This is a genomic window from Virgibacillus oceani, from assembly GCF_041521345.1.
Taxonomy (GTDB): domain Bacteria; phylum Bacillota; class Bacilli; order Bacillales; family Amphibacillaceae; genus Virgibacillus_N; species Virgibacillus_N oceani_A.
Window position 1 is genome coordinate 88,432 of the sequence record NZ_JBGOHB010000015.1, and the last position, 19,277, is coordinate 107,708.

The 19,277-nt window shown below is 36.9% G+C and carries 16 protein-coding genes, 1 pseudogene and 1 riboswitch; of the genes and pseudogenes, 5 read left to right on the top strand and 12 right to left on the bottom strand.

All coding sequences use genetic code 11. The features are described 5' to 3' along the window. Positions 1-82: 82 nt before the first annotated feature. Positions 83-1,699: a sodium:solute symporter family protein gene (locus ACDX78_RS12570; RefSeq protein ID WP_486028351.1), complete on the bottom strand. Its 1,617-nt coding sequence runs from the start codon at positions 1,697-1,699 to the stop codon at positions 83-85. Positions 1,700-1,716: 17 nt separating this feature from the next. Next, positions 1,717-2,196 (bottom strand): OsmC family protein, encoded by a 480-nt coding sequence (locus ACDX78_RS12575; protein ID WP_486028353.1) that lies wholly within the window; start codon positions 2,194-2,196, stop codon positions 1,717-1,719. A 121-nt stretch (positions 2,197-2,317) separates the two neighbouring features. Further along, a riboswitch (SAM riboswitch) is annotated at positions 2,318-2,432 on the bottom strand. A 216-nt stretch (positions 2,433-2,648) separates the two neighbouring features. Here ACDX78_RS12575 and ACDX78_RS12580 point away from each other — a divergent pair. The 3 genes from ACDX78_RS12580 (at position 2,649) to ACDX78_RS12590 (ending at position 4,383) form a co-directional block, all read left to right on the top strand. Continuing rightward, entirely contained in the window at positions 2,649-3,083 is a 435-nt protein-coding gene (locus ACDX78_RS12580; protein WP_486028355.1) for a MarR family winged helix-turn-helix transcriptional regulator, read from the top strand. 73 nt (positions 3,084-3,156) lie between these two features. Beyond that, complete coding sequence (locus ACDX78_RS12585; RefSeq protein WP_486028357.1) at positions 3,157-3,762, top strand: flavin reductase family protein; 606 nt, start codon at positions 3,157-3,159, stop codon at positions 3,760-3,762. Positions 3,763-3,780: 18 nt separating this feature from the next. Continuing rightward, the gene (locus ACDX78_RS12590) at positions 3,781-4,383 is read left to right on the top strand and encodes an alpha/beta hydrolase (protein ID WP_486028359.1); all 603 of its coding nucleotides are present in this window, start codon (positions 3,781-3,783) and stop codon (positions 4,381-4,383) included. Positions 4,384-4,427: 44 nt separating this feature from the next. Here the strand turns inward: ACDX78_RS12590 and ACDX78_RS12595 are convergent, their stop codons facing one another. From ACDX78_RS12595 to sda, 10 genes are all read right to left on the bottom strand, one after another. Further along, positions 4,428-5,381, bottom strand: a complete 954-nt coding sequence (locus tag ACDX78_RS12595; protein WP_486028360.1) for a calcium/sodium antiporter — start codon at positions 5,379-5,381, stop codon at positions 4,428-4,430. Between the two features lie 263 nt (positions 5,382-5,644). Continuing rightward, a complete protein-coding gene (locus ACDX78_RS12600; protein ID WP_486028362.1) occupies positions 5,645-6,493 on the bottom strand; it encodes a VOC family protein in 849 nt (282 codons plus the stop codon). 1,088 nt (positions 6,494-7,581) lie between these two features. Next, positions 7,582-8,472 (bottom strand): terpene synthase family protein, encoded by an 891-nt coding sequence (locus ACDX78_RS12605; RefSeq protein WP_486028364.1) that lies wholly within the window; start codon positions 8,470-8,472, stop codon positions 7,582-7,584. A gap of 450 nt (positions 8,473-8,922) precedes the next feature. Then, entirely contained in the window at positions 8,923-9,114 is a 192-nt protein-coding gene (locus tag ACDX78_RS12610; protein WP_486028366.1) for a hypothetical protein, read from the bottom strand. A gap of 482 nt (positions 9,115-9,596) precedes the next feature. Then, entirely contained in the window at positions 9,597-10,178 is a 582-nt protein-coding gene (locus tag ACDX78_RS12615; protein ID WP_486028368.1) for a class D sortase, read from the bottom strand. Beyond that, a complete protein-coding gene (locus ACDX78_RS12620; protein WP_486028370.1) occupies positions 10,162-11,652 on the bottom strand; it encodes a prenyltransferase/squalene oxidase repeat-containing protein in 1,491 nt (496 codons plus the stop codon). The genes ACDX78_RS12615 and ACDX78_RS12620 overlap by 17 nt, the downstream gene beginning before the upstream one ends. A 486-nt stretch (positions 11,653-12,138) precedes the next feature. Further along, the gene (locus ACDX78_RS12625; protein ID WP_486028372.1) at positions 12,139-14,505 is read right to left on the bottom strand and encodes an adhesive domain-containing protein; all 2,367 of its coding nucleotides are present in this window, start codon (positions 14,503-14,505) and stop codon (positions 12,139-12,141) included. Positions 14,506-14,632: 127 nt separating this feature from the next. Beyond that, entirely contained in the window at positions 14,633-14,986 is a 354-nt protein-coding gene (locus ACDX78_RS12630) for a MerR family transcriptional regulator (protein WP_486028374.1), read from the bottom strand. Positions 14,987-17,079: 2,093 nt separating this feature from the next. After that, on the bottom strand, positions 17,080-17,289 hold the full coding sequence (locus ACDX78_RS12635; RefSeq protein ID WP_486028376.1) for a hypothetical protein: 210 nt from the start codon (positions 17,287-17,289) through the stop codon (positions 17,080-17,082). After that, positions 17,286-17,495: a sporulation histidine kinase inhibitor Sda gene (gene sda / locus ACDX78_RS12640; RefSeq protein ID WP_486028378.1), complete on the bottom strand. Its 210-nt coding sequence runs from the start codon at positions 17,493-17,495 to the stop codon at positions 17,286-17,288. The genes ACDX78_RS12635 and sda overlap by 4 nt, the downstream gene beginning before the upstream one ends. A gap of 438 nt (positions 17,496-17,933) precedes the next feature. Here sda and ACDX78_RS12645 point away from each other — a divergent pair, with 438 nt between their 5' ends. Both ACDX78_RS12645 and ACDX78_RS12650 read left to right on the top strand, forming a co-directional pair. After that, on the top strand, positions 17,934-18,284 hold the full coding sequence (locus tag ACDX78_RS12645) for a MerR family transcriptional regulator (protein ID WP_486028380.1): 351 nt from the start codon (positions 17,934-17,936) through the stop codon (positions 18,282-18,284). A 266-nt stretch (positions 18,285-18,550) separates the two neighbouring features. Then, positions 18,551-19,020: pseudogene (locus tag ACDX78_RS12650) on the top strand (QueT transporter family protein). The last annotated feature ends 257 nt before the right edge of the window (positions 19,021-19,277 follow it).

Consider the following 19,277-nt stretch of genomic DNA (forward strand, 5'->3'; position numbering starts at 1 on the left):
TTTATTCAATTATAAAACCAGCAGCTTCAATACGATTGAAGCTGCTGGTTTTAATCAGTTTTTACAAAAATAAGCTCAACTTCTAGTTCACTGCTTCTGCTTCGGAAGAAATATTCATATCTTTTGGCTTAACATAGATTATACCTGTAATGAACAAAGAAAGAATCGTCATAAAGCCAAACAGGCCAATAAGACCGGCTTGATGCAAAGGTCCAAAAAATATAACCGTAACGAACAATAGCAACCCGCTCGCAAAAACGGATGAAATCCCCTTGATCGTATTTGTACGAGAGTTTACGATCCACCCTCCATAAGATGTCACCAGTGTCACCAACAGAATGGTGATAACATTCGTTGACATGCCAATCCAAACCGGATGAATATCCAGGTAAAAGACGGTTGGATGCCATCCACCCAAGTAGTACCAGATTAAACCTGATGCAAACCCGGTTAACAACGAGCTAACCACCGCGCTTCGTGTCACCACCGGCCAAAATATCGCAGCTACAACAGGCGCGAATGTTGCTGAATTTCTAACTGTCCATGCCAGCACATTCCACCAGGCAGATTGTTCTGTCCGTAATAACCCAAACACGATCATTAGTCCGGTCAAAAGAAGCAGTGACCACTTCGTATATTTGACTAGTTGTTCGTTAGTTGCACCAGGGAACACAGCACTTCCCACATCTTTGCCAAGACTTGTCGCTCCTGAAAATTGACATGGTCCACCCCAGCCAAGTGCACATGCCCATACACCTAAGAAAAACAGACCAACTAGTGGTGCAGGCAATACCTCCATTAAATACTGCGGCAGTGCGATCAGTCCTAGATTCCCATCCGGAACTACGATAGCCGCAGCTAAACCGAATAACACGCCGCATATAATAAAGGGAATTCCCATGAAGACAGCACCGATCATTCCCTTTTTACCTTCTTCCGGTGTTTTACAGGATAAAGCCATTTGGAAAGCAGCTTGGGCTAAGATGACATTTACTAAGAAAGTTCCAAACCAAGCGACAATGACTTGAATACCTGCACCACTAAGCTGGAACATTTCAGGTCGATCTATAGCCAATTGCTGCAGTCCTGCAATTCCGGGGTTTATGAAAAAGGCGATCATACCAACAATAAACATGATCAAAAACATAATGGTGTTCATGGATTGTGTAAAGGCAACCGACCACATGCCTCCTGCCTGCAAATAGATGAATAATAGTATTGCAGTAAATGCTACTGAAAAGCTTAAAGAAATATCAGTAAATACATTCAATGCTGAAGCAAATGCAATCGCAGTAGCAACAGACCACATTGGAAATGCAAATGCAGTAATTGCACCGGAAATAGCTTTAGCCCGCCTGCCAAATTTATCCCCGATCAATCCGGAGACTGTCACCATCATTTTATTACGAAAAGGCTTAATCATTAAAAAGGCGATAATCAGTACTTGAACCGTTTCCGCAACACCATACCATATGGCAGAAACGCCTGTTATATAGGATAGTTCTACAATCGATATGTAAGTTGACCCGGAAAATAAACCAGTAATACAAAATGCCACTGTCCACCACCTAAAGTTCCGCCCGCCAATGAAAAAGTTATCCCCATTGGAAGCTTTTCTTTTTGCCACATTACCGGCAATAATTAACAATAGTGTGTAAGCCAGCGCAAAAGTAATCATCCAAATTCCATACGAAGTCATCATTTTCCTCCTTTCTATTAATCAGCATTTTTCGTTTTTTTCCAATCTAATTCAATATCAATGCCAGTATCATGAAAAAGATTATAGGCAGGACACCGTTTTTTGACTATACCTTTAAGTTGCTCAATTGCTTCGGTGCTCTCGTTAGTATCAAATATCACTGTGTTTTTCACAGTATGAAAATGCGGACTAACGTCTGCCGCCCCAGCCAAACCGCGTCTATCAAGTTCGCCATGAGTTTCAGCGGAAAGGTTACTGAAAGTAAAATGAATTTCTTTAGCGACCATTTCTATTACGATTAATATACAGCCATTAAAAGAGCCGAGTATATATTCCATTGGTGTTGGTGCATTATTTGTACCACCTAATTTTTCAGGTTCATCAATCGTAAAATTGAAATCTCTTACCCTATTTTCATTTTTAAATGTGCCGACTCTACTGGAATAGGCACTAATCGTGCGATAATGTTTCGTCTGGTTATTTATTGTCTTCTCCATTTTATTTCCTCCTAAAAAAATAATAGTTTTACAATCGTTTTACTTTTTTATGAACAGCAAAAACCCCCTTTTATCCAAAAGATAAAAGGGGGTAAAATGCTAATTAAAGATACACGTTCCCTTCTCATCTTTCAGACTGATGTCTGCTGGAATTAGCACCGTTCCACTAAGCCTTGGCTTGTAGATGGTTGCTGCGGGATCGTCGGACCAGATTCCTCCACCGCTCTTGATAAGAGATGTATTAAATTTGTTTATCATACTACATGGTATCCATAAAAATGTCAAACCCTACTTAATATATAGAGATAAAATGATATCTGTTGAAGCAGTATTTACTATGGAAGCTTGATCTCCAAAGCGAAAACATTGACAATCTCCCCATAATATTTTACCATTAAATTAAATTCAAAATACCTTAATTCAGTTAAAAAGAATTACATGGAGATGAGCACATGAAAAAAGAAAATTTAGCATTAAAGGCGTTTGTCGTAATTATGAAATCGTCCAAAACACTTGAAGAAATAATTAAAAAAGATATTAGTAATCATGGCATGAAAAGTTCTGATTTTACTGTATTGGAAGCATTGTACCATAAAGGCAGCCAGACAGTAAGAGAAATTTCAGACGCAGTTCTGATCAATACCGGGTCAATCACCTACGTCATTGATAAGCTTGAAAAAAAAGGTTATATCAAACGCCGACACTGCCAGGAAGACCGTCGCGTCGTTTACATTGATATTACTGACGCAGGTACAAAGCTAATGGACGAAATCTTTCCAAAGCATCAAAAAGTGATTGAAGATCTCTTTTCAGAAATCACAGAAGAAGAAAAAGCAACTGTTATTGATGTACTCAAAAAAGTTGGAAAAAAAGAAGATAATGCATAATGAAACTCCAGCGTGCTTGCCTTAAAAAATGCTGATCTCTGCGGCGTAAGATATCTCAGGATAGGAGAATTTTATGATCTCAATTGACCCATACACAAAGACAGCAAAACAAAACTACAAGCTATTAACCGGAACTATTATTCCAAGACCAATCGCTTTTGTCACAAGCAGTAATCATGCAGGTGTCATCAATGGGGCACCATTCAGCTTTTTTAATGTGGTATCATCCGATCCCCCAATGATTTCACTGGCGATTCAGCATAGAAATGGCAATTCCAAAGATACGGCAAGAAATATCATGGAGCAGCAAGAATTCGTTGTGCATAGTGTTGAGGAAAAACAAGTAGATAAAATAAATATCACGGCTGCTTCCTTGCCTGCCGAAGAAAGTGAAATTGAAAAAGCTGGCCTCACCTTGGTGAACAGTGAGAGAGTGTCTATACCAGGTATCAGGGAAGCAAAAGTCCGTATGGAATGTAGCCTGGAGCATATTATTCCTTTAGGAGACGATCAAACTACCGATTTAATTATTGGGAGAATCAGAAAGTACCATTTGGCAGAAGATATCTATCTAAAAGACGACAAAATTGACTTTTATGCTTTAAATACAGTAAGCCGATTAGCAGGGCCAAATTATGCAAAACTCGGTGACCTGTTTTCTATTAAACGTCCAAAATAACTAAAAAGGAGAAATAACATGAAGCACATTTTTCAAAAAGGAAATGATCAATCAAAACCAACATTACTACTACTTCACGGAACCGGAGGAACAGAACAGGATCTGCTTCCGCTCGCTGAAAGAATCGATCCTAACGCCAATGTATTAAGTGTGAGAGGAAATGTATCTGAAAACGGGATGCCCCGCTTTTTCCGCAGACTGGCAGAAGGTGTATTTGATGAGGAAGATCTCATTTTTCGTACGAAAGAATTAAATGATTTCTTGGATGAAGCTGCCGAGAAATATGAATTTGACCGAAATAATATTGTAGCAGCGGGGTACTCCAATGGAGCAAATATTGCAGCAAGCCTGATGTTCCATTATAAGGATGCATTACGTGCATCCTCTCTCCACCATCCAATGGTGCCAAGAAGAGGCATTAATTTACCGGATTTGACAGGAAAAGATGTACTTATTGCAGCTGGTAAAAATGATCCAATTTGTCCTGCGCAAGAATCAGAAGAGCTTTATTCACTGCTGGACAATGCTGGTGCAAATGTGGAGTTGCACTGGGAGAACGGCGGCCATCAATTAACTTTGGGTGAAGTGGAAGCAGCCGGCAACTGGTATAAGAACCTTTAAAATGCAGACAACCGTCCCGTGTTGAAGAACGGGACGGTTATTTTTTAATTCCGTAAAATAATATATACCATATAAATCACATAACTCACGACAAGAATAATACCTTCTCTCTTCCCAATTCGATAGTTGGTTCTTGAGAATACAAGTAAAAGCACAGTTAAGATCATCATAATATAGATATCAGCAAATATTTTATTGTTCACGGATAGCGGCGTGATGACGGAGGACGCCCCAAGTACAAGTAAAATATTAAATATAGTACTTCCGACGATATTACCAAGCGCAATTTCACTTTCTTTTTTCAAAGCTGCTGTCACAGATGTAACCAGCTCGGGCAGGGATGTTCCTATTGCAATAATTGTCAGGCCTACCAGGGTTTCACTCATTCCAAGGGAATAAGCGATTTCGATACCGTTGGAGACAACCATCTCTCCCCCAAAAATAATCGCGGCAAGTCCCAATATCGTCATTAGTATGCTTTTTCCCCAATTGATATGGGCAGGGATGTCTTCTTTGCTTCCATTTTTTCTACTGCTTATGGCTCTTTCAATAACATAATACATAAATATGCTTAAAAACAATAAAAGAATAATGCCATCACTGCGGGAAATATAATTTTCACTAAGCCCCTGCAAAACGGTATCACTAATGAGTACAAGCAATACAGCACTAGACAATAAAGTGAATGGGATCTCTTTTTTTGTTGTTTCACTTTGCACCCGCATTGGGTATAAAAAAGCTGCTGCCCCCACTGCAAGGGTGAGATTGAAAATATTGCTGCCCACTACGTTGCCCAATGCCATATCCGCACTATCTTCCAAAGCTGCAATAACACTCACGGTTACTTCCGGGGAACTTGTCCCCATAGCGACAATGGTCAGCCCGATTAATATTGCCGGTAAGCGCAGCAGCCTGGCAATGTTTGAGGCTCCGCCAACAAAATAATCTGCTCCTTTAATCAATAAAGCAAAACCAACGATTAGTAAAATATATGTCATAGCTACTTCCCTTTTCTCAGTTTTTCCTTGTGTATACCTTATCCATACCCTATTTTCTTATTTTCATTATGGGAATAACAAGAAAACTATTATCCAGCTTAAAATTTGGTATTATAATAACATATTAATAAAAGGACTTGGTAGAATCCAACATTTCCCGGGAAATATCGACAATTTATACATGACTGTAGCCGTAAAATAATCTTTAAAATTATCTCATGGACTCCATGCTTAAAAAGAGAGGAGCTAGCTCCTCCCTTTTTTTATACCCTCAATTGTATCTGAATTTCTGACGGGTCTTCTGCAATATAATTGTTCTCTTCTTTCGTTACATTAGCGCCCATATCCCGCAGTCTTTCCACTGCTTCAAACCTTGTTTCTTTATCCGGAAATTCAAGCGAAAACCAATTCATCCCTGCACTGTTTCTTTTTGGAGCAGGTGCCCCTACACCATTCCAGACATTTAATCCGATGTGGTGGTGATAATCTGCTGTTGAAGTAAATAAAGCACCTGGGTAGTTAGTGACAACTTTAAACCCGAGACCATTACTATAAAATTGCTCTGTCTTTTCCAAATCAGCAACATGTAAATGGATATGCCCCATAACCGTCTTTTCCGGCAGCCCTTTCCATGCTTTATTTCCTGCTGCAAGTACACCTTCTGTATCCAGCGGCTCGGTTGCCATGGCAACCTGTCCATCTGACCAGCTCCATTCAGAAGCAGGACGGTCACGATACACCTCGATGCCATTTCCATCAGGATCGGAAAGATAAATGGCTTCACTTACATAGTGATCAGATGCACCAATACGAATTCCCGCTTGAGCAATATGCTTCAGAAATGCAGAAAGGTCTTCCCTTGATGGCAATAGAATCGCAAAATGAAACAAACCAGTTGTTCTTTCTTCTTTCGGCAACACATCATCCGGCTGCTCCAGCGTTAATAATGGCGTTGATCCATCAGCAGTCAATATCGCTCGATTGTCCGTTTCCTCAAGTACACGGAAACCAATGACCGTCTGATAGAATGTTAATGCCTTTTTTAAATTTGTAACATTAATACTAACTTCACCTACATAAACAGCTGGCTTTTCAAAAAATTGTTTTTCCATCTGATCTCCTCTTTTAAATATTTAATTACTATTTTTCATTTAGTTACTTATAGTAATTATTATAGTTGATTGCTTATATACTGTCAACAAGCTTTATGTTTCTAATAAACTGCTACTTGTTCTAAATTTAAATTGTTACTTTTCCCAAACACGTGGTTCGAAACCATCCTAAATTAAAGTAAATACGATAAGATATAATTACAAATAATGATTTAAACGTTTATGTATAGCTTTTTTTGCTTAGGAGAATAAGTTTAAACAAGCCAAAGGTCGTTTCTATTTAACAGATTAATTTAAAGAGGCTCATTAAATATCCTAATAACGAGAATACTTTATTGAGATTTATCGTTCTGGTGGTCGGGATCATCTTTCTTCAAAAACGAGACATATATCAACACTTTTCATTTTGGAGATTCATATTTGATGGCAACTATTGAACTAAAAGTGCTCCATTATTTTTACGGCAAACTACTTGCAAAGAAAAATTATTGGGGTGGTTTGAGATATTTCGATTTTGATTATAATTAGGGTCTACCGAACAAATAAAATCCCCATCACCCGCTGTTTTTGTCGAATTAATATGCAAGGGTTTTAACGGAGGTCCCAATAAAAACCTTGCACGTGGAGGTTCTTGTATATATAAACACAACGAAAAACAATTGGGGATGCCAGATGAATCTTTCCTGCCATTTGGCGGAAAATTGAATTCTGTTAACCGATGGGTGACACTCGTGCCTCTTGTTCCCTGGGAGAAAGTAGTAGGTGCTTATGTTTAATCCCTGAAGGATATTACACAAGGAAACAAGGCTTTCTCGATACGAATAACTTTGTGATCAAAGAACGCATGAAATGGAGAGATGAAGAAACGGTCGAACAGATTAAACTTTATTCCATTAAATGTTTCGTTTTTGGAATGTAAAAGTCCAGCTTACCAACATAAAATTGCATTTGCATTAATCTTTTTATAAATTATCAAATTTTATTTCGAATTACCATAAAAAAACACAAAACCCCCGTCAATGCTTAAATAGACGGAGGAAATAAAGGTATGAAGATTTATTGGAATTTCCCACCTAATGTACAGGAAATTAATTAGTCAATAGTTCTTCTCCCCAATATAAGTGACCTTGAATTATTTTTCTTAAACTTGAAGTGAATACCTTATAATCAAATTCGTTACTTTGGTTTTTTAATATAAGCTTTTCCTCCTCTTTCAAAAATTTATCTACTTGTAAGTCACGCATCCCTATAGACCTTTCTAATGCTTGGTGCATTGGAATTTGATTATGGTGATGTATACAAATAACCAAATTATTCGTGGACCCTTTGGCTAAATCATCTTCTAAAAACAATATATCTTTTTGCCAATTTACGATATCATTTGCGATATTCATCAATATGTTAACTTCTTTTTTGGGGATATATGGATTATGATTCGCGATATCTATAAAATTCAGAAGAACACTATTTCCTTCAGTAAAACGGCGCTTAACTTGTGATTCTTTAACAGGTGGTATTCTTTTGTTTTTTTTATTGTGGTATTTCCAATACTGCGAATATACATAGCTCATAAAATGGTATAAAAAATGTGCCTTATATTTTATACCAATGTACATAATATATCGTTTCCACCAGTCTTTTAAAGCAGAAACAAAATAATTATCTGAATGTTTATTACTGTAAAATACACATGTTATTTCTTCAATAAAATCTTCATATTGACTAACATTCTCTATTTTTATAAGGTTTTCTTTAAAAATATATGATATTAAGAGATACTCTGTTATTAGACTTAAATTTAGAAAACTAGCATGAGGATACATGACAGAGGATAAGTACCCGAGTTTCAATTCAGATATCTTTTTATAGTTGTTTTGATTGACAATTTTTTTCATCTCTCCCCAATCAAATATCCTACGATTTATCTCATCTGCGTTATTATGCATTTCTGTAGAAAAGTTGAGGTAGTGTAATTCCATATAAGTCACTTCCCTTACATAATATATTATTTTAAAGAAGTTTGCTATAATTTGTATAAAATATTCTGCGATTTTTCTGACAACATAACTGTTCCATCAGCCAAAATAGGATTACTTTTTGAAACTTCTCCACTTACCATGCATCTACTTTCTACGTTGTACTTTTTCATAACCACACAGTCACCTTATAGATCAATTTTTACTTTATCATTTGAATCATTATCAATTGTACCTCCAATTTCATTTGGTATCATTCTTCCTCATTTATCAATACACCTTTACATTTACCTTCTTCTTATTTTAATCACAATGATACGTTCAATCTAACAGCTTTACCACTTAAGTGGAAGCATTTTATTAACTGAACGATAACTTTTATTTGGCTTTTCACCACGACGAAAAGCTCCTAAGGTTGGCGCTTTTTATAGGCATTTTTTCATTCCATATCTCTCAATATTCAGGGTTATTATGGCGTTTTTTTCTTTTTTTTATAATAGATACTGTAGAAAAAACAAGAAGTAAAAGTAAAGAACTAACAATGTAATGTTGTTTTGATAGATCTACACTTCTTTTTTCTGTTTCTTCCTTACTCTCAATAACTTCTTCATGCTCTTGTTGTGTAATATCCTTATTTTCTGACAAAATGATTCCCCTTTCCATCTATAACTCTTTCATTTTTCGATTAATTATATCGTTTTAGCTACACTTTAAAGCAACAACTATTTTATCTGGTATACAACAAATTTAAGCACGCCTGCTGTATGAGTAAAACAGCAATACAGTATTAAATTTACATTGAGGTTTATTGTTTACTGCTTACTCGGCCTCATTCAATTGAAGACAGAAAGCAAGAAATCGCTGCTATGATTCAACAGCTGGTTAAACTCAGCATGGTAGAAAACAGCTTATATAAGGCTTGACCGATATGAAAGTAAAACAGTACTATTAATACAGGTAGCAGCTCTTGACAATTCTTAATGTGAAAAATTGTATAATTATACTAAATAGGCAGAGTCATTTTTTAATTTTTGACTATTAGGTAAAAACTAAAGGAACATATTTTACAGCATGTTCAATGTATACTTCTGCAACGCTAGCGATACTTAATATTAAATCAAAATACCCTAAATTGGATAAGCATAGGCAACGAAGCGGTCAGGAGCATCCCCGACAAAATGAAAAGGATAGCAGGTTGAGACAACCAATACTTCTTCGCCCATTTTTCCAACAACAGAAGTGTCATCTTCCGGAACGATTTCTGTTTCAAGTATTTTATATTCAAATTTGCCATAAGGCATATTGACAATAAATGTATCACCTATCTCCAACTGATCGAAGTTTCGAAATACGGTATCCCTATGCCCCGATAAAACAATTTGTTCACCTTGTCCAGGAAAGGCGGTTTCCGACATATGACCAACACCTTGTGACAATGCATCTTCATCCGCACCCTCTACGATTCCGATTGTATTTCCAAGTTTCGGTATTTCCAGTGTGCCAAATGCTTCCATCTGATCTGCTGTGAAGGTATTTTGATCATGGTTGTTGTTATCAACATTTGACTCCGAATTCGCAGTTTTCTTTATATAGTTTTGCGCTTCTGCTAGCGTTTGATTTTGAGCCTTTTCAAGTGATATATATTGATACCCAAAATAACTAATCAGGACCACTCCTATTATAATCAGTAGATTACCGATTTTTTTCAAATGTATTAACCTCCTTCTCCTTCACAAAAGCATTATAATAAGCGATATACCCTGATAAGTAATGCTCAACGTCATCAATTCGAGCGCGAAACGAATGATGTCTAATAAAAAAACTACCCATTATTCTAGAAGGGTTTTTATAATATATAGCCAATTCTGGATAAAAAAAGCCATTTCGCTGATACTCCGCCCTTTTATGGATAACATTTAACAACTTATCTTCATCAAACGTTTCTAGTAAATAACGGTGTCCGGTTTCTTTCATCCGGTTAATCATATTATATGTTGCGACTGTTAATTCCAAAAAAGTCGGATAAGTGGTTTCCCTATGATAAATGAATGTTAATTTTTTCTCAGTATTCTTAAGTCCAAACTTAAAGTATTTTTCGAGCGGCCGGTAAAGCGTTAGTTCATTAGTGCAATAACTTAGCCAATGGTCGTGATTTTTCCAGTAATTATTGTCTATGAAGTATTCAAAGGCTTTTTCGACTGCTGTCAACCATTTATTATTCATATCTAGTTTATACAGTCGCATTAAAGCGAATGCAGCTTCCCCGTCATAGTAAACTATCCGAAAAGTCTCCTTAATTTCCAGGGAAGGATGGTTGAGTACATGTACAAAACTTCCATCTTTTTTTTGTAATGAAAGTATGCCATTTGCAAGTGCCTGTGCAAGCGTTAAATATTTTTCATCATTAAATGTTTCTGTATATTTTGTTAGCGCTAAAATAGCGGCAGCATTTGCGCCAAGTTTAATTTCATATTCATTCGGTTGAACAGGATCAATAACGTATGCTCGTTTACTACCATCGTAAATAATCCCATCTTTTTCTAGAAATTGTAGTGACCTTTCAATAGCTTGCTTTGTTTCTTCATTCGGATTAAATTCATACGATTCGATTAAAGCAAAAACAGAACTAGCATGTCGCAACATATTATAATAATTAATTTCTTTATCAAAGCATGAGAAGTAGCCATAAACAAATTTCCCATTATTTTGGTTTAAGCCGTTCAGATACCTTTGTCCGGATGTTACCATATAGCGAATTTCTTCTGTTCTGATAGGGGTATTTCTTCTTCCATTGTCTAGCGTGCCTTTTTTTAATTCATAACACTGATCCCCATCAAAGAAATATCCTTTTGTAGAGAACAAATAAATTTTTTTCACTCTTTGAAAGTCTATTTGTTTCATATCTGGACGATGTTTTTTTATATAATTTTGGATATTTGTTTCTTTTAAATATCCACGCTTTTTATTTTTATCAATTTGGATCATAGAATTACCATTAATCTCCTGTTCCAAGAAGGCATTTTTGAAATCCTTATCAAAACTGATACCAAATCTAAAATAATTCTTTTTTGTTTTTGTTATCAAATCAATAAAAGAGAATAAGTTAATTGGCTTTTTTATTGTCACAATATCTGCTTTTACATAGTCAGGTTGTTCTAGTGAATACTTTTCCGCTTTTTTCATGAGTGCCTTCCAAGCTTCATCAAACCCTATCTTATTTACATAAAGGACAGTAGCACGCTGGTGTTTATACCCGAGTGTAATAAATAAGTCGATGGAAGCATTCGAATTCAAATCACTAAAATTTTGTGTAGACTTGATATAATCGTATAATTTTTTTGTTTTTCTCCTAAACAATAAAGAAGTGGAAACTTTGGATTTTTGGGAAGTTATCATATTTGAGGACCTCCATTTATAATAGGAGGCTGGGACAGAACCATTTTAGCAAACGAAAATCCGAACAACATTAATCTTATGACTCGCTCCGGAAATATACTTCGCTTTCCGTGGGCGGCTGGTGAGCCTCCTCGTGCTGTCGCACTGCGGGGTCTCACCGATGCCTTTGCTCCCACAGGAGTCTACGTATATTTCCGGAGCTACTGTGGTGGATGGTTCGTATTTTCAAAACTACTCAGAGTTCTGTCTCAGCCTCGCTGTAGAAATATAGAATTATTTTCTACGTCCAAAAAGTCGAGACACAATACCAGCTAAAACCGAACCAATCCCTACTAAACCTACTGTCCAAATACCTGTAGCTGTATTAGGAAGTGTAGATCCGTCCGCATCGGCATCAGCACCCGCATCGGCGTCCGCATCGGCATCTGCATCGGCATCAGCGTCGGCGTCCGAATCAGCATCGGCATCGGCATCGGCATCAGCGTCGGCATCGGCATCTGCATCCGCATCGGCATCAGCATCTGCATCAGCATCAGCGTCGGCGTCCGCATCTGCATCGGCGTCCGCATCCGCATCGGCATCTGCATCAGCGTCGGCGTCCGCATCGGCGTCGGCGTCCGCATCTGCATCAGCATCAGCGTCTGCATCTGCATCTGCATCAGCATCGGCGTCCGCATCCGCATCAGCATCTGCATCAGCGTCCGCATCTGCATCAGCATCTGCATCAGCGTCCGCATCAGCATCGGCGTCCGCATCGGCATCTGCATCTGCATCTGCATCAGCGTCCGCATCTGCATCAGCGTCCGCATCTGCATCAGCATCGGCGTCCGCATCAGCGTCAGCATCCGCATCAGCGTCTGCATCTGCATCCGCATCGGCGTCCGCATCGGCATCGGCATCTGCATCCGCATCAGCATCAGCGTCTGCATCTGCATCCGCATCCGCATCTGCATCCGCATCTGCATCCGCATCGGCATCAGCGTCTGCATCTGCATCCGCATCGGCATCAGCGTCGGCGTCAGCGTCAGCATCAGCATCTGCATCAGCGTCAGCATCAGCATCGGCGTCCGCATCAGCGTCCGCATCGGCATCAGCGTCAGCATCAGCATCGGCGTCCGCATCAGCATCGGCATCGGCATCTGCATCAGCGTCTGCATCAGCATCAGCATCAGCATCAGCGTCCGCATCGGCGTCGGCGTCCGCATCAGCATCAGCGTCAGCATCAGCATCAGCATCAGCGTCAGCGTCAGCATCGGCGTCAGCATCAGCATCAGCATCAGCATCAGCGTCAGCATCGGCGTCGGCGTCCGCATCAGCATCGGCGTCAGCATCAGCATCAGCATCAGCGTCAGCATCAGCGTCAGCATCAGCATCAGCGTCAGCGTCAGCATCAGCATCAGCATCGGCGTCCGCATCAGCATCAGCATCAGCGTCGGCATCCGCGTCGGCATCAGCATCAGCATCGGCGTCAGCGTCCGCATCAGCATCAGCATCAGCATCAGCATCAGCATCAGCGTCAGCATCGGCGTCGGCATCCGCGTCCGCATCCGCATCAGCGTCTGTATCATCAGATTCATTAAACTCTATTTCAGTACTGTCTTCTAAACTGCTCAGTAATTGGGCATCTATTGTAGAATCTGAAATCCCAGCTGCATATACTGTTGCTGTATCTTGTACATCTGCTGGCTTATCAACAATGACATCTAAATCAACAGTCGTATTACCCAACAATTGTACACTAGCTAAGTCATTTGATAGATCAACTGTTCCATTTAATATATCTTCTGCTAGTGGATTGATAGCATCATTCACTAAGGCATTTAGTAAATCTAAAGTTGGGTTTACTACAGGAGCAAGAATAGCACCACCAACTCCCCCAACTTCTACATTACCAATTGCATTTCCAACCCGATTCAAGGCATCAATTACTACATCTTGTACAGCTGTTTCTAGATGATTCCCTAAACCATCACTAAAATCTATTACAATTTCACCATTTGGCCCGATGGTATACTCTACCTGATCTTGATAGTCTGTCATATTTTGCATTGCTTCATCGAGATTGTTTAGCGATTCAAGCGCAGATGTAAGTTCTTCTAGCCCTTGTACGTTTAACAATGGTCCTGTAACCGGATTATTAAGTATGTCCTCAATAGCAGCAGTAAGGGTCGATACGAGATCATTTAATTCAGTAGTTACGGAACCTATGGCATCATATAACATAGGAAGGTCTTCTTGTAGGTTGATTGGTAATACCTGAACTGATATAGCGGCATCCCCATTAGCTGTCATTTTCCCAGCCAACTCTGGTATATAGAAAACAGCTACTCGATCAGGATTTATTAATTCAGCATCTACTAAACCTGTTCCCGTAAAACCTAAATTTAAATTATAAGAATCATCAAGCTCGGTTAAATCTGCATCCACCGATATATCGGTTAATAGTTGCACTTCTGATAAACTCGCTGCTTCTACAGTATAATCTGGGTTTGTTAAAATACTCCCTAAAGGCATTGCAGGTGTAGTACTAAAAACTAAAGCCGAAGTAATTGCTGTAGTTGCTACAATCTTTTTAGTTCTACGCATGTGAACGTCATTTAATTTTTTAATTCTACGTTTGTAATTATAATTCTTCGCCAAAAAATCTCCTCCTAATATTTATATATATAAGTCTTGAAATATCTGAACTACCCTCCTTTTATAGAATTTAACTTTGAGTAAAAAGCTTGGGTATTTAAGTAGTGTGTATATAAAATTAACGAACTCCTTAACGCTGAATCTCTAATAAAATTTTTATATCTTCCAGATCTATAAGTGAAAGTTCAATTTCTTTTATTTGCTTTCGTAATCTTTCTTGATGTTCCTCTATAATCTGTATTTGGTCAGTTAAAGTTTCATTTCCTTTTAACTGTAAGTGAACAATACGTTGTAGGGCTTTGACAGGCATTCCGGTTTTCCTCATGTATCGTATTAATTCAAGCCAAAATAACTCATTTTCTTTAAAAACCCGATATCCGTTTTTATCTCTTCGAACAAATGGAAGCAAGCCCTGGTTATCATAATAACGAATTGTAGACGGTGAAATTGACACTTGTTCTGCTACTTCTTTAACTGTCATCATGTTTGTTTGTCTCCTTGCATAATTTCGGCTCATTTCCTCCTATATTCTGTATCCAAGTTAGTATTAGATTTTTAAAGATCACGTGTTTACATTTGCATACAATGAAAACCCCAGAAAAAACCAAGAGGTGATATATCAGTAATAACTAAAATAATGTATAGGAGTTATATTTCTTGTAAAATCGACTTTTAAAATTAGTAGTTTTTATCACCTCCTATCAAGGGTAAATACTAGAAGACATCTAATTCTAAAGGTAAGATAAAGTTAAAAAATAAAATCCTTTTACGTAAGAATTACATCAGATGACAACAGTCAACATTTTGTAACATATTTTGAATTATATAGTTTAAAGCCGACTTTAATGCAATATATTTTTGAAAATTGGGTATTTAATCCTAATAAATAATCTTTATAATAAACAATTTCTACCATATATAAACAGAAAACATCCATATGTACCTATCCATCTTGTTTTAAAACAAAAAAAGTCCGCTTGATTAACTGAAATGTTTTATATTTTTTCATTAAAGTTAACTTTAAGGTATAAGAAAATACCATCCCTGCCAGACTAGTTTTTAATATTGATATATTAGTATGTTTACCTGCTTTTGCGTTTATGAATTAGTCATTAAATAAGCTATTTAGCTAAACTGACGAAGTTTATAAGCTCTTTAATAGAATATTGTGGCCGTGCTTTAATAATTGGATCCCAAGCCTATTTTACTGAAGAAACATCTGTATATTTCTGCTACTCAGGCACTAGACACCTTGAAAAAATTTGAGGATGTAATCATTACAAAAAGTACAGTTTGAAACTATGTCAGTGAATTTCCTCAACGTTATCATCTAAGATTTTAAATGTCTGTCAATGCTAAGCCATACAAGGACCCACCAATGGGTATACATGTACAAATAGATTTTAGGTAAATCTAACAACACGGCAAATGGAGATGAAATGACATTACATTTTATCTCTTTTGTCCTGCCTTATTCACAATATAATATAGTTAGTTGACTGAAAGTAATGTTCACAAAATGGTGACATGAGGCGAATTTTGAACAGTTGGATAGAATTGCGGAAGTAATCGTTTTATGATTTGACTCATCTCATCTTGTGAATGAAAATGTCAGAGACTGGACCTTTATCTATTGAAAAGAAACAGAGGTTCTGATATATATTCAAAAAGGCCGCCTCGAAGTCGAAAGGATAATGCTGGATACTGAGAGTAAAGATAACATTGCACCCTCAAACCTGGAGAGTGTTTTAATTTATAACGGCCAAAAAAATCCTTTAATTACCAGTAGTACGACAATTATTATGGATCCTCGAGAGAGCCCGTCCTGAAGATAGTAAACTGGAAATAAAAGTGGCATTAACTGAGTAATCGAAAAATTATTTAAAAAGGGGTTCAACCACCTCGACAGGATCAGACAAGAATTACAAAAAAGGAAGCGAAAAGAATAATCCCACCACGAAAATCCGAAAAGGAACTTTATCAACTTTCATTGTGTAATGTGTATGGAGTAGAGGAAAGTCCATTTACGTTAATGAGATCGAAGTGATTATGTTCATACAGGTTTAAGTCTATAGTGAGTAATTCATTAAGCTAAAGTCTCGCTTCCGAACATTTTGCGTTCAATAACTTTCTCTTTACTTGGTGTTGGTTGATTTTTCTTCGTCTGGATAGAGGCGATACTTTCCTTTCCTTTAAACGGTGAATGTGCTTTAGATCCCCTATTTTTTCAGGTATAAGATGATTTTAGGTTCACTAACGCTGTTTACTATCCAAGTGGATTTCCTTCATTTAGTTTCATTTACTCTCTATGATTCTGTTTTTAGTCAATGTTTCATTATATGTATTTCTTGGAATGTCCAACACGTCACAAAGCACTTGAAAGGAATGCTAGTCTGTATTTCTTTTCTATCACATCGGCTAGCTCTATGAGACTTACTGTTTCGCAAATATGACATAGCCATTTTTAAAGATTTCATTTTTCTCCTGGAGACGGCGTATTTGTTTCTTTACTATTGCGGTTCCATCCCTTCCCACACTGGATCGAATTTCTGTTTCCATTAGCGAAAATGTCTTAATTCAAGCATAAATCGTTACATCTGAAGCAATATTCGCCAATGGATCTGTAACTGAGCTGCCAGAGTGGTGGTAAAGGTCAACAATTGTCCATTTAAAATCTTCCTTATAGTTTATGCTTGCATTTTTATTTTCCGTATCGGACACAACCACTCGCGCCAAATTGCTTAAAAATATAACTAAATTGCGCGTATGGAAATATACTAGCATCATGTCGACCTTTTATATTCATTTTTTATAAACAAAGACCTTCGAATTAATTCATTTCTAAGAAGGATGATAAATTCATTATGAAGTTTTAATTCTTTGGCTTTGTTATAGGTCTCAATTAGTAACTCATCAGACAATCTTTCCATTGCATTCTTTATCCTTTCGTAGTTCGAATACTTAAATATTAAACCAACCTTATAAGTTGACATAATTTTAATAGACAGTTATTAATTAATTTTTGTTGTTAGAATTAGATAAGTATAGATGGTAACACGATCGATTGAACTGCCAACAAAATAAAGTATTGAAACGGTTACTAGCAAAATCCTTACAACTTCTTCTGATAAAAATGTCTGTCTACAATTTATAAATTGTTTCTGGCAGCAACAGATAACAAATTTCGCTATTATTTTAAATATACAGTTTAAAGTCCACTTCCAGGCAACATGTAATTTATAATAAACGGTATTTCAGGACTATTTATTAATCCTCACTAGCGTTGCAGGAAAATTAAATAAAATAATCAAGCAAAATCTATGATAGAAGCCCTTTGTTCCTCGGCCTTGTAAACCAGCGAATATCATTTATTGAATAAATTGCAGGTTAAAGGTATAATTTACCAAAACGATATTTAAGGGAGAAAAAACATGTTTACTATTAAAGAAGCTTCAAAAAGAGTAGGAATTTCACCATCTACAATTCGTTATTATGATGATCAGGGTTTGCTACCTTTTGTAGAGCGAGACAAAAATGAATATCGTCTTTTTAAAGAAGATGAATTATTTTGGCTAGAGTTAATAGGATGTTTGCGATCAACCGGAATGTCTGTAAAAACCCTCCGCCATGTAGCACATTTACATATGCAAGGAAAAGAAACGTTAGATGAGAGGATACGAATTTTTAAAGAGCATCAAGATAAACTACATGAACAAAAACAAGATATTAATGTTGCGCTAGGAAAACTAAAAGTCAAAATGAAAATACTAAAATCTCCATAATGAACTTAAATTAATTGGATTTGAAAATAAAAAAATCCTATATAGTGTAATAATTATGGTTTGTATGTGTTACAATCGATTTTCTTTATTTGAGAGAGATAACTCCTGTAAAGATACATATACATTATTCCAGCCCAAAACCTTGGTTTTGGTTAAATTAGTCCAAATTATTAATAAAGTTTTTAATATAGACTAGATGTAACGTATTTCGAAACCCGTCCCACAATAAAAAAACTAAGGAAGAGATTTTAATGAATGTAAGACTAATGGTTATAAACGGCGTGCTGGCGGCTATATATATCGCAGCATCTGCAGTTATTCAGCCATTTGGTTTCACGAATGTCCAATTCCGTATTCCGGAAATGTTTAATCACCTCGTTGTGTTTAACAAAAAATTGTTTTTCGGGGTCGTATTAGGTGTTTTTCTCACAAATTTATTTTTTTCACCATTGGGATTATACGATCTCGTTTTCGGAGTAGCGACTCTGCGATATCATTATTTATCATTATCCAAATAGCAAAGTATATTAAAAATGTTTGGGTGCTTCTTATATTAAACACCCTTATTTTTACTTTCACCATGTTTATCATTGCATTTGAACTGTACCTAGCACTTGGCCTGCCATTCTTGTTTACATGGCTGACAACTGCTGCAGGTGAATTTGTAGTACTTGCAGTTGGGATACCAATTATGTATACATTGAATAAGCAAATGAGATTCGATAAACTTGTTTGAAAGAAAGATCGCACTTGAGTAGTGCGGTCTTTTTTATTTAGGCAGTTATTTTTTCTGATTTCGAAAAACATGCTAAGCTGTAATCATATAAAGTGAAACTTCATTCAGTGGGGGTTTTCTTTTTCATCCTCCACTGAAACAACCATGGCTATGCTACGCATCGCCACCAACTACCATGAAAATGAATTTCTAAACGAAATAGAAGTATTCATTTAGAAAAATATGGAGATATAGTTAATAACAATACGACCAGACTG